Here is a 12,275-nt window from a genome sequence, read left to right on the forward strand (position 1 = left end):
TGACCCGGGTGCCACTTAGTTGCTGGCGTTTTCCTTGCCCTGGCGTTTCTCGATGATCTCCACCAGGCGCTTGGCCAGGGCTGGGTAGTTCTCGTCGAAGTGGTGGCCGCCTGGCAGCTTCATCGCTTCGCCAACCGCGGTCTTGTCGGTGCAGCCACTCTCGTTGACCTCTTCAACGCCGTAGATGCACACCACTTTGGCTGCTGGCAGCTTGGCCATTTCCGGCCCGGTGGCGGCTTCTTTGCCGGCGTTGCCCAGCCAGCCCTCGACTTCGATCTCGAAGCTGCCGGTGCGGGCGAAGGCCAGCAGGATAATGGCGTCCACTCGTTGCTGCTCGGCTTCCGGCAGGCGATTGTAGATAGCTGGCAGTACGTCGGCGCCGAAGGAGTAGCCGGTCAGGACGAAGCGCTTGGTGCCCCACTTCTGCCGGTAGTGCTGCATCAGCTCGGTGAGGTCGGTGGCGCTTTGTTCCGGAGTCTTGTGCTGCCAGTAGTAGCGCAGGGTATCGATACCCACCACCGGATACCCGATCTTGGCCATTTCCCCGGCTACGTCGCGGTCCAGGTCGCGCCAGCCGCCGTCCCCGGAGAGGAACAGGGTCACGGTGTCCTTGGCCTGGCCGGCCGGGACTTCCACCACCGGGATGTTCAGCCCGCCATTGTCCGAACCTACCAGCAGCTTGCGCAGTTCGTTGTTCAGTACTTGTGGCAGGTGGATGTCGTAGTCGCTGATGCTGGTGGTGGCGTTGGGGGTGTCGCGCACGAAGCCGGCGCTCTCGTCGTCCGGGTTGTCGTTCCAGGCGACCAGCCAGTGGCCGTGGGCCAGGGTCTTGGGCAGTGGGTCGGTGCAGCCGGGTGCCGGGTTGATGGTGAAGCCCACCGATACCGCCTGGGCCTTGTCGTCGCTTTGGGAGGCGATCCAGCGCCAGGCCAGGGCCGCGCCCGGGCCGATACCGCTGACCAGGGTAGCGGGGCCGTTGAGTTGCGGCAGGGCGTTTTGCAGCGCTTGCTCCTGCAGCTTGCAGTCATCCTTGGGCAGGACTACCTGGACGATTTGCGCCGCGCCACTACGGCTCAGGGCCAGCAGTTGCTTGTCGCTCAGGGTCGAGTCCGGCAGTACCGCCACGATGACGTGGGCCTTGGCAGTGGTGCCGGGGGTTACGCGAGTCAGGGTCGAGCCGTCGGCCTGGGTCAGTTGCTCCAGGGCTGGTTCCGGTGCCGGGCGGTTCCACCACCAATAGCCGCCACCCGCAATCACAGCCAGGACCACCAGGGTGGCCAGCAGATACCGCAAAGAACGTTGAATCATCAGCGTTTCACCAATCCAGTCAGGCCGCCCGCGATCAGGGCGGCGGTGTCGGCCAGTGCGACCAGCGGGTCCAGCCCTGCTGGCACGGCCATGTAACGGGGTTCCCAGTCAGGCTGGAACTTGTCTTTGAAGCGGCGCAGGCCCTGGAAGTTGTAGAGCTGCTCGCCGCGGCGGAACACCATCGAGCCCAGGCGTTGGGTCAGCGGTGCTCCACGGCGCGGTTGCAGGCCGGAAAGGGGCACCATCCCCAGGCTGAAGCGGGCATATCCATGATTTTTATAATGTTGGATCAGGCCGACCATCATGAACTCCATGGTCAGCTTTGGAGCATCCGGGTGCGCGCGCATCAGGTCGAGACTGGCCAGGTCATGGTTGTAGGTCTCGAGCAGGTTGGCAAAGGCCACCGGGCGTCCTTCAAAGCGAATGATCGCGATACGGAAGTACTTGAGGTATTCGTCGCTGAAGCGGCCCAGGGAGAAACCTTTCTCCCGGACGTTCTTGCCGGTCAGCCAGGCATCGGAGATGACCTTCAGCTCGTCCATCGGCGCTTGCCCGGCGTCGTGGATTTCCAGCGACAGGCCGTCGCGGGTTCCACGGTTCCAGGTGTAGCGCAGGTCCTTCATCTCCTTGCCCTTGGCCTCGAGGTCGAAGCGCTTGAGATCGACCCGGGCTTCTTCGCCGAGCTTGATCGCCGTCAGGCCGATGTCCATGTAGTAAGGCAGGTTTTCCGCCCGCACCTGGTAGAACACCGGGCGCGCGTGATGCACATCGCACAGGTCGCGGAACTGCCAGATCATCTCGGCGCGTTGCTGGGTCGGACCGATCGGATCGTACAGCGCTACCAGGCTGCGGCCACGACGGGCATACATCAGGAAGGCATCGTCGTTGGGATGGAACAGCAGCGCCTTGTCGCCGGTCAGCGCCAGGCCGCCATCGGGTTGGGACGAGGCCATGAGGACCTTCGCCGCCTTGTCCAACTCCTCGCTTGTGGGCAGGTGGATCACGGGGCGCGCGGTGCGCAGCAGCCAGGTCAGGGATACCACCAGCAACAGCACTGCGGCTCCCAGCAATGAGCGCAGGCCACGGGGCGCATCGGCATCCAGGGTGAATTGCCACCACAGCTGGTGGCTGTAGGGGACATCCTGGTAGGCGAACAACAGCAGCCAGATGGAGGCTCCCAGCACGCAGAAGCTGGCCACCAGGTACAGCGGTGAGAAGGGCAGTTCGGTCAGGCGGCTAGGGCGATAGAACGAGCGACGGAAGACCGCCAGCAGACTGGCGGTCAGCGTCATCAGGCAGGCTTCCTCCCAGTCAAAACCCTTGAGCAGCGAGAGCAGGGCACCCACCAGCAACAGGATGGTGGTGAGCATCCAGGCGGCCGACAGGCGCCGGCGCAGGCCCTGGGCCAGTAGCAGGCAGAGTACGCCGATCAGGCTGGCGCCGAAGTGCGAAGCATCCACCAGGCGGTGGGGAATCAGGAAGCCTACATGTTGCAGGCGTGTGTCGATTTCCGGAGTGGCGCCGGAGAACAGCAAGACGACGCCGGAGAGGAACACCAGCACGGCAAGGATAGGCGCAGCAAGGCCGGAGGCCACCCGTAGCGATTGCCGGGTCTGGAACAGGCGCTGGGCCTCATTGATCAGCAACAGCACGCAGGCCACGAGCATGGGCAGCACTACGTAGATCAAGCGATACAGCAGCAGCGCGGCGGCCAGGGGAGCGGCACCGAGCTTATCGGCGAACGCCGCCAGCAGGATCGCTTCGAATACCCCGACACCGCCAGGAACATGGCTGAGCACCCCGGCAGCCAGGGCCAGCAGGTAGACCAGCAGGAAGGCGCCGAACGGTGGGGCTTCGGGCAGCAGCAGGTAGAGCACGGTGGCGGCTGCGGCTACGTCCAGGGCGGTGATGATCAACTGCAGGAAGGTCAGGCGTGGCCCGGGCAGGCGCAGGGTACGGCGTCCGACTCGCACCAGCAGGTTGTCGCGCAGGGGTTGTTCGGGCAGGCGCCGCCGATAGATACCGATGGCCAGGACGGCGCCGAGTAGCAGGACCGCCAGTGCAATGCCCGCCAACAGGCTTTCAGGCAGGTGCAGGGCCACGGAGGCCGCCGGCAGGTTGCTCAGGGTTGCCAGGGCCGCGAGGGGCGGCAAGGCACAGCCCAGGGAAAGGCTGGCGAACAGGGTCATGTGGGCGACGTCGGAGGCCCCCAGGCCATGGCGCGCATAAAGGCGGTAGCGTACCGAGCCGCCGGAGAGCAGCGACAAGCCGATGGCGTTGCCAATGGCGAAGGCCGTGAAACCACCCAGGGCCAGGGTGCGTCCACTCAGGCTGACACCGGCGTACCGGCTGGCGGACCACTCGTAGCCCAGCAGGATGATGAAGCCTGCGATGGTTGCGCCCAATGCACCGAGCAGGGTTGGCTTGGGTACTTCCAGGATTGAATCGTGGAGTGCGTAGAAGTCCAGTTCGCTGAGCAGGTGGCGGCAGGCGATCAAGGCAATGGCGAACAGCAGGAGTGTCACCACCAGCCCCAGTGGTTGGCGATATTTGCTCAACAGGTCCAGCCAGCGCAAACGAGTGGCTGCAATGGGTTGTACGGTATCGGTGTCTTGTGAGTCAGACGTGTTGGCGCGCATCAATCACCTCGTGGATTGTGCGCGACAGGATGGGGGTATCCAGCCAAGTTACCAATCCCTGTAGAAAAAATAATTTCAAATATTAACGCGTCTCACCGTGGCCCGGCGACCTTGTGCGACCAGCAACAAGGCAGGTACTCGAGACAGAGCATAGCTCGCATACTGAAGAGTCGAAGTATCGCTGAAGGTACGTAATACTTTTGCAGGTCATTGTTGCGAAAGGATTTTTTCACACACACAAAAAAGGCCACTCTTTCGAGCAGCCTTTTTTGATATATGGTTGCGGGAGCCGGATTTGAACCGACGACCTTCGGGTTATGAGCCCGACGAGCTACCAGACTGCTCCATCCCGCGTCTGTGGGGCGGCATTCTACAGGCGAACCGTCGAGTGTCAACCGTTAATGCCCAAAAGGGTCAAATAAGTGTCGAATGCCCCGGTTCGCTCTCTAACTGAAGGCCAGGCAAAGAGTTTATCGCTTGGGTCAGTGAGTTTTTGGAAAACGAACACGCAAAAAAAAAGGCCACTTCAAAGAAGTGGCCTTTTTCTATATCTGGTTGCGGGAGCCGGATTTGAACCGACGACCTTCGGGTTATGAGCCCGACGAGCTACCAGGCTGCTCCATCCCGCGTCTGATGTGGCGGAATTCTACAGAGGATTTTAAGTGTGTCAATCATTAAATTTTAAAAAAGGCTTCCTGTTCAAATGCTTAGCACTCGATCAAGGGCTTTTCAAATGGCTTGGGGCCAGGTGGGGCGGGGCTTTCAGCTCTATTGGAGGCTGTGAGGCCATTGAGCGAATAAATTTCATCTGGCTCGCCTGTGTTGCCTGGCGATGATGCAAGGTACTGGTGCTATATACAGGTGTAGGTAGATACTTGTTTCTGTTTCCACTCAAGCCCCCGTCTTTTCATGATCCCTGCCTTCATATGATGCAACGCAAAATCATCCACATCGATTGTGATTGCTTCTATGCGGCCATCGAAATGCGCGATGACCCGCAGCTGGCCCGCAAGCCTTTGGCAGTGGGCGGCTCAGCAGAGAGGCGGGGAGTGATCGCTACCTGCAATTATGAGGCGCGGGCGTACGGTGTGCGATCGGCCATGTCATCGCGGCATGCGCTGGCCTTGTGCCCGGACCTGGTCATCGTCAAGCCGAGAATGGATGCCTATCGTGAGGCATCGAAAGAGATCCATGGGATCTTTCGCGACTACACCGACTTGATCGAGCCGTTATCGCTGGACGAAGCCTACCTGGATGTCTCCGACAGCTTGAGTTTTTCCGGTAGCGCCACGCGCATTGCCCAGGACATTCGTCGCCGGGTCTCCAACCAGTTGCATATCACGGTGTCGGCCGGTGTCGCGCCGAACAAGTTTCTGGCCAAGATCGCCAGCGACTGGAAAAAGCCCAACGGACTGTTTGTGATTACCCCGGATCAAGTGGAGGATTTCGTCTCCGAACTGCCGGTGGGAAAATTGCACGGCGTGGGCAAGGTGACTGCGGACAAGCTGGGGCGGCTGGGCATTGCCAACTGCTTGCAACTGCGGGACTGGGGCAAGCTGGCGCTGGTGCGCGAATTCGGCAGTTTTGGCGAACGGCTTTGGGGCTTGGCCCGGGGTATCGATGAGCGACCGGTACACAATGACAGCCGCAGGCAATCCATCAGCGTGGAAAATACCTACGATGTTGACCTGCCGGATCTAGAGAGCTGCCTGGAGAAATTGCCCGAGCTGATGGCAACCCTGGCCGGGCGGATAGAGCGCATCGATAGCAGCTATCGGCCAGGCAAGCCGTTCGTCAAGGTGAAGTTCCATGACTTTACCCAGACCACCCTGGAGCAGGCCGGGGCCGGGCGTGACCTGGACAGTTATCGGCAGTTGCTCAGCCAGGCCTTCAAGCGTGGTGGCAAGCCCGTGCGCTTGCTGGGGGTTGGTGTGCGTCTGCATGACTTGCGCGGTGGCCATGAACAGCTGGAGTTGTTCCAGGGCCAGTAGCGGGCGTTGGGTGCCATGGCGGGTCCATGGCACGGTGGGGAGGGTCAGTTGCTGCCGGGATCGGCTACCAGGCGGCCTGCATTCTTGGTCAGTGACTTGAGAAACTCTTTTTGCAGCTCAGGATCGTTGCGAGTCAGCTCGATCAGGCTCTGCTCCAGTTCGCTCGCTTCTTCTTCCAGGCCCAGCTGCGACAGGCGCTTGACCCGGTGTACCCATTCGCTCACTTCGTCGTCTTCAAGATCGTCGTAGATCAGGGCGTGGGCTTCCAGCAATTTGCTGCGCAAGCCATTGCTGATGCTCAGGGATGAGTCCGAATGCACTTCATCCTGTGCATCCTCGACGCTGATCTGCAGCTTGCCGATTTGCTTCAGGTCCTGTTCGGAAAAAGGATCGTCCAACAGGTTCAGGCGCAAGATGCCATTGCGATCGGTGCTCAACTCATAACTTTGCTTGCCGGCCTTGACCTGTACCGGGCGTTCGCTCCAGGGCAGGCTCGAATATTCCACGCGTTTGTCACGCTGGACTTCGTCGATCGCCGCCAGGTTCTGCTGGGCACGACCATGGGATGGCATGTTCATGAACGGGTTGAGCCCGGATACGCCGTAGCTGAGCCAGTCCTTGGTGACGCTGTCCGGCAGGTTGCCCAGGGCGAATACATTGACCACGTTGGCGCCAGCACCGGCCACCAGGGCTACTGCGCCCAGCGGGATCTCGTAGACCTTGCGCCAGGGCTGGTAGGGCGTATAGCGGTCGTAGCGGCGCGTGACTTCGAACTCGGTCACTTCGAAAGTCTTTTGCTCGTGGATGCGTACCCGGCGTTGCGGCAGCTCAAGCACCTTAGGCTCACCGACATCGATTTGCAGGCTGTGGTCGAGCAGTTTGCGCTCGATCCGCTCCTCGTGTTCGCTGCGTTGCGACATTTGGTTGGCGCAGCCGCTGACCAGCAGGGCGCCGCACAAGGCGGCGCCACCGAGGCTTAAGGTGTTTCGCTTGAGCATGACGTCTCTATCTGGTTTCAGCGACGGATACGGGCTTGGAGGAAGGACAATACGTCGGCTACAGGCAGCGCTTGTGCCTCGGCCTCGGTACGGCTCTTGTACTCCAGGTTGCCATCGGCCAGGCCGCGGTCGCTGACCACGATCCGGTGTGGAATACCGATCAGTTCCATGTCGGCGAACTTGATACCCGGGCTGGTCTTCTTGTCGCGATCGTCCAGCAGGACCTCGAAGCCGGCGGCGGTGAGCTGCTCATAAAGCTTGTCGGTCGCTTCGCGAACCAGATCGGTTTCATAGCGCAGAGGAACCAGGGCGATCTGGAATGGCGCCAGGGTATCGCTCCAGATGATGCCTTTCTCGTCGTAGTTCTGTTCGATGGCGGCAGCGACCACGCGGGAGACGCCAATACCGTAGCAGCCCATTTCCAGGGTGACCGGCTTGCCGTTCTCGCCCAGCACTTCGCACTTCATCGCCTGGCTGTACTTGTTGCCCAGCTGGAAGATGTGCCCGACTTCGATGCCGCGCTTGATTTCCAGCACGCCCTTGCCGTCCGGGCTTGGATCGCCGGCTACCACGTTACGCAGGTCGGCCACGGCTGGGACCGGCAGGTCGCGTTCCCAGTTCACGCCGAAGTAGTGTTTGTCGTCGATATTGGCGCCCACACCGAAGTCGCTCATCAGCTCCACGGAGCGGTCGATGATGATCGGCAATGGCAGGTTCACCGGGCCCAGGGAACCGGCGCCAGCGCCGATGGCGGCGCGCAGCTCGGCCTCGGAAGCCATGACCAGCGGATCGGCAACGCCAGGTTGCTTGGCGGCCTTGATTTCGTTGAGTTCGTGGTCGCCACGGATGATCAGGGCGATCAGCTTGCCTGGCTCTTCGGCATGCACCACCAGGGTCTTGACGGTCTTCTCGATCGGCAGGTTATAGCCTTCCACCAGTTGCGCGATGGTCTTGGCGTCAGGAGTGTCTACCAGGCGCATGGCTTCGGTTGGTGCAGGGCGCGAGGTTTCACGAGGCAGGGCCTCGGCTTTCTCGATGTTCGCCGCGTAGTCGGAGCCATTGCTGAAGATGATGTCGTCTTCGCCGGATTCGGCCAGTACGTGGAACTCGTGGGAGCCGGCGCCGCCGATCGAACCGTTGTCCGCTTCCACCGGGCGGAACTTCAGGCCCAGGCGGGTGAAGATATTGCAGTAGGCCTGGTGCATGCGGTCGTAGGTGACCTGCAACGACGCTTGGTCGGCGTGGAAGGAGTAGGCGTCCTTCATGATGAATTCACGACCGCGCATCAGGCCGAAGCGTGGACGAATCTCGTCACGGAACTTGGTTTGGATCTGGTACAGGTTCAGCGGCAACTGCTTGTAGCTGCTCAGCTCGTTACGGACCAGGTCGGTGATCACTTCTTCGTGGGTCGGGCCGGCGCAGAAGTCGCGGTTATGGCGGTCTTTCAGGCGCAGCAGCTCAGGACCGTACTGTTCCCAGCGGCCGGATTCCTGCCACAGCTCCGCGGGCTGGATGCCCGGCATCAACACTTCAAGCGCACCCGCGGCGTTCATTTCTTCGCGAACGATGGCTTCGACCTTGCGCATTACCCGCAGGCCCATCGGCAGCCAGGTGTACAGGCCGGAAGCCAGTTTGCGGATCATGCCGGCGCGCAGCATCAGCTGGTGGCTGATCACGACCGCGTCGGAAGGCGTTTCTTTTTGTGTGGCGAGCAAATATTGACTGGTGCGCATGGTAGGCCGTTGTCGGTTGCTTAAGACTGGAAGTGACGGAGCATTGTACGGGCGAGTTCCGTTGGCGTACAGAACTGTGCTTGGAGGGGGGGTAAGGGGAGCGAAAAGCCCGCAACCCCCGGGATTTTCTAGGATTCTTCGCCGACGGCATTGCCGTTGGTGGTGGTTTCGGCTTCAGGCTTGGGACCGTCGCGGCGGCTTTCCTGGAACCAGTGCACGGCGATCAGGATCAGTGTCGGTACTCCGAGCATCGCAGTGATGAAGAAGAAATCGTGATAGCCGAACTTCTCCACCATGACTCCCGAATAGCCGCCGATCAGGCGTGGCAGCAACAGCATGATGGAGCTGAGCAACGCATATTGGGTCGCCGAGAACTTGAGGTTGGTCAGGCTCGACAGGTAGGCGACGAACGCTGAAGTGGCCATGCCTGAACTGAAGTTGTCCAGGGAAATGGTGACGATCAGCATCTTCAGGTTCGGCCCCATGTCGGCGAGCATGAGAAACAGCAGGTTGGTCGCGGCGGACGCGGCGCCACCGATGAACAGGATCGGCAGGATGCCGAAGCGCACGATCAGCAGGCCGCCCATGCCGGCACCGATCAGGGTCATGATCAGGCCGAAGATCTTGCTGACCCCAGCGATCTGGTCCTTGGTGAAGCCCTGGTCGATATAGAACACGTTGGCCATGACCCCCATGACGGTGTCCGACATGCGGTAGGTGGCGATCAGCCCCAGCAACAGGAAGGCTTGCCAGCGGTAGCGCAGGATGAAGTCGTTGACGGGCGTCAGCACCGGTGCCAGGCCTCGACGGCCCATGGCCGACAAGCACAGTGCAGTGAGGGTTATGTAGAGAATGGCGCGCAGGAAGGCCCGGTCTTCCTGCAGCAGGTCCAGCAGGCTGACGCCATGGAAGATCACGCTGGCGAAGTCGGTGTTGTACAACTGGGTGAAGGTGGCGGGCACGGAAACCAGCAGCACGATCAATACGAATACCGAGATCAACTGGTGGGCGAAGCTGTAGCGCCCGGCCGATAGCTGGGTGCGCAACGGCACCGCCGGTTCACGCATCAGCAAGGTGGTGACCAGGGCCGGGATCATCAGGACCCCGAACAGCACATAGGTGCCGGTCCAGGCCGAATGCTTGTAGCTGAAGCCGGTGGAGCCGAAGCCCTCGGCAAAGAACAACGCGCCAGCGGTAGCCAGCAGCACCGCTACCCGATAACCGGACATGTAGCTGGCTGCCAGGGCCGCCTGGCGGCTATCGTCGGCGATCTCCAGGCGGTAAGCGTCGATGGCGATGTCCTGGGTGGCCGAAGCGAAGGCTACGACCACGGCGATGGCGATCAACCAGGAAAGGTGCTTCTGCGGATCGCAGAAACCCATGCCGATCAGGCCCAGGATCACCAGCGCTTGTGCCAGCACCAGCCAGGAACGTCGTCGCCCCAGTTTGCCCAGCAACGGCAGGCGCCATTGGTCGAGCAGGGGCGACCAGACCCATTTGAAGGCATAGGCCAGGCCGATCAGGCTGGCATAACCGATGGTCTCGCGGGCCACACCGGCCTCGCGCAACCACACTGAAAGCGTCGAGAACACCAGCATGTAGGGCATGCCGGCAGCGAAACCAAGCAGCAACAGCACGAGCGTCGAGGGGCTGGCATAGGCGGCAAGTGCGGCGCGCCAGGTTTTACGGGGCATGGGCTGGAGTCTGCCTCAAGAATTACGGAAACAAAGCGCGCACTCTAACCGCTGTGCTCTACCGGGCGCCAGCCATGACGTTGAATATCCACGCGATTGTTGCGTACAGGGACTCCCTCGTCGCGCAGTCGCGCGCGCTGTTCGTCGCCTGATGGGCTACCGGCCGGCAGGCTGATGCGGCCGCCGGCACCCAGCACCCGGTGCCAGGGCAGGCTGGTGTCTTCGGGTAGTTGGCTGAGGGTACGGCCTACCCAGCGGGCCGCCCGTCCCAGGCCCGCCATTTCTGCCAGTTGGCCATAGCTGACCACCTTGCCCTGGGGAACCTGGGCAAGGGTCAGGTACAGCGCCGTGCGTCGGATTTGTGCCGGGGTTTGTGGCGCTTCGGTGGGCTCGGTCACATTCGCGGTTCCAGATAAAAGGAAGAGGCCCTGCTCGATTGTGCTGATGAAAGGCAAATGAGGATTGAACTCACTCTCAATACCCTGGTCAGTCGTGATTAAGGCATTATTCGGTGGGAATAATGCCGCTTTTTTGCAAGATCGAGTCCTGTATTTACTTATGTTGTCTAGAACTTTGCTGTGTTTCGCGGTACTCGGCGCCTCCATGCCGGTTTGGGCCGATACCGTGTGGTTGAAAAATGGCGACCGCCTCAGTGGCAAGATCAAGGTTTTCGATGGTGGCAAGCTACTGATCCAGACTGATTATGGCGGCGCCATCTCGATTGACTGGAAGCAGGTCAAGACCCTGGAGAGCGATCAGGAGCTGTTGGTCAAGCAGGACGCCTACTCCGGAGAGAAGGCCAAGTCGTTGCAGCCGGCGGCAGAGGGCAAGGTCACCCTGGCCAATGGCGAAGCGCCCAGGACCGTGGAACTGGCGAGTATCCAGCAGATCATGAAGCCCAAGCCGCTGGTGGAAGACATCGTGTGGAAGGGCAATGTCGACCTTGCCCTGGACTACAAGCGGGCGGAAAAGGATACCGATCGTTATGACATCGACTTCAAGACCTCGGCGCGCCATGGTGCCTGGAGGCATAACGCCGAAGGCGAGTACAACCGCGAATTCCAGAACAAGGTGGTGACCACTGATAACTGGAGCGCCGAGTACGCCCTGGACCGTTTCATTACCCAGCAGTGGTTCTGGCAGGGGCGCTTGACCTACAAGCGCGACAAAGTCGAGGACCTCAAGCAACAGCGGGTGGTGGGTACCGGTCCCGGCTACCAGTTCTGGGACGATGAACTGGGCGCCTTCTCCCTGGGGGGGCTACTCAACCGGACGGACTACACCTATGCCAGTGGCGGTAAGGACAACTTCTATTCCCTGGCCATGAAGTGGGACTACAACCGTTACCTGATTGGCAAACGGGTCGAGTTCTTCACTGGTGGCGAGGTCAGCAAGCCGCTTTCCGGGGTAGCCGACTATGCCCTCGATGCCGAATTGGGGTTGCGTTACAAGGTCACTGACTGGGCTTCGCTGAACCTCAAGGCAGAAAAGGACCTGATTCGTGGTACGCAAAGCAGCGACCTGGACAAGACCCGCTACACCGTAGGTTTCGGCGTGGCTTGGTAAGTTCGGATCTGCTGGCCTGCGGGGGAGGGGAAACCTGCAGGCACAAAAAAGCCCCGCTGATGAGAGCGGGGCTTTTTACTGGATCAGTGCAAGTTAGATAACTTGTACTTCTTCAGCTTGCATGCCTTTCTGACCGCGGGTAGCGATGAAAGAAACCTGCTGGCCTTCTTTCAGGGTTTTGAAACCGTCAGCCTGGATGGCTTTGAAGTGTACGAACAGGTCGTCACCGGATTGTGGGGTGATGAAGCCGAAGCCTTTTTCATCGTTGAACCACTTAACGGTACCGGTTTGGCGATTAGACATGGTGTATCTCCTTGGACAAAGTTAACTGCGACTCAGGAAAAGC

9 protein-coding genes and 2 tRNA genes are annotated in these 12,275 nt (G+C 60.7%); 2 read left to right on the forward strand and 9 right to left on the reverse strand.

Features of this window, described 5'->3' with window-relative positions:
- Positions 1-15: 15 nt before the first annotated feature.
- The 4 genes from C4K39_RS06420 to C4K39_RS06435 form a co-directional block, all read right to left on the reverse strand.
- Positions 16-1,308 (reverse strand): AcvB/VirJ family lysyl-phosphatidylglycerol hydrolase, encoded by a 1,293-nt coding sequence (locus tag C4K39_RS06420; RefSeq protein WP_124345904.1) that lies wholly within the window; start codon positions 1,306-1,308, stop codon positions 16-18.
- Positions 1,308-3,947 carry a bifunctional lysylphosphatidylglycerol flippase/synthetase MprF gene (mprF, locus tag C4K39_RS06425; RefSeq protein ID WP_068580572.1) on the reverse strand — a complete coding sequence of 880 codons (2,640 nt, stop codon included), beginning with the start codon at positions 3,945-3,947 and terminating at the stop codon, positions 1,308-1,310. Before mprF ends, C4K39_RS06420 begins: the two co-directional genes overlap by 1 nt.
- Before the next feature lie 277 nt (positions 3,948-4,224).
- Positions 4,225-4,301 (reverse strand) — tRNA-Met (locus tag C4K39_RS06430).
- Positions 4,302-4,499: 198 nt separating this feature from the next.
- Positions 4,500-4,576 (reverse strand) — tRNA-Met (locus C4K39_RS06435).
- Between the two features lie 297 nt (positions 4,577-4,873).
- Between C4K39_RS06435 and dinB the strand changes: the two genes are divergently transcribed.
- Entirely contained in the window at positions 4,874-5,938 is a 1,065-nt protein-coding gene (gene dinB, locus C4K39_RS06440) for a DNA polymerase IV (protein WP_124345905.1), read from the forward strand.
- A 44-nt stretch (positions 5,939-5,982) separates the two neighbouring features.
- Here dinB and C4K39_RS06445 read toward each other — a convergent pair whose 3' ends face one another.
- From C4K39_RS06445 to C4K39_RS06460, 4 genes are all read right to left on the reverse strand, one after another.
- Positions 5,983-6,936 carry a hypothetical protein gene (locus C4K39_RS06445; protein ID WP_124345906.1) on the reverse strand — a complete coding sequence of 318 codons (954 nt, stop codon included), beginning with the start codon at positions 6,934-6,936 and terminating at the stop codon, positions 5,983-5,985.
- A gap of 17 nt (positions 6,937-6,953) precedes the next feature.
- The gene (locus C4K39_RS06450) at positions 6,954-8,669 is read right to left on the reverse strand and encodes a proline--tRNA ligase (protein WP_124345907.1); all 1,716 of its coding nucleotides are present in this window, start codon (positions 8,667-8,669) and stop codon (positions 6,954-6,956) included.
- A gap of 128 nt (positions 8,670-8,797) precedes the next feature.
- Positions 8,798-10,363: an AmpG family muropeptide MFS transporter gene (locus C4K39_RS06455; RefSeq protein ID WP_124345908.1), complete on the reverse strand. Its 1,566-nt coding sequence runs from the start codon at positions 10,361-10,363 to the stop codon at positions 8,798-8,800.
- Between the two features lie 44 nt (positions 10,364-10,407).
- Positions 10,408-10,761, reverse strand: coding sequence for an MGMT family protein (locus C4K39_RS06460; RefSeq protein WP_068581832.1), 354 nt, complete (start codon positions 10,759-10,761; stop codon positions 10,408-10,410).
- Between the two features lie 160 nt (positions 10,762-10,921).
- Between C4K39_RS06460 and C4K39_RS06465 the strand changes: the two genes are divergently transcribed.
- The gene (locus C4K39_RS06465) at positions 10,922-11,929 is read left to right on the forward strand and encodes a DUF481 domain-containing protein (protein ID WP_124345909.1); all 1,008 of its coding nucleotides are present in this window, start codon (positions 10,922-10,924) and stop codon (positions 11,927-11,929) included.
- A 93-nt stretch (positions 11,930-12,022) separates the two neighbouring features.
- On the opposite strand, the gene C4K39_RS06470 is transcribed toward C4K39_RS06465, so the two are convergent.
- Positions 12,023-12,232, reverse strand: coding sequence for a cold-shock protein (locus tag C4K39_RS06470; RefSeq protein WP_017902777.1), 210 nt, complete (start codon positions 12,230-12,232; stop codon positions 12,023-12,025).
- Between the last annotated feature and the right edge of the window lie 43 nt (positions 12,233-12,275).

The sequence above is a fragment of the Pseudomonas sessilinigenes genome (assembly GCF_003850565.1).
Classification (GTDB): domain Bacteria; phylum Pseudomonadota; class Gammaproteobacteria; order Pseudomonadales; family Pseudomonadaceae; genus Aquipseudomonas; species Aquipseudomonas sessilinigenes.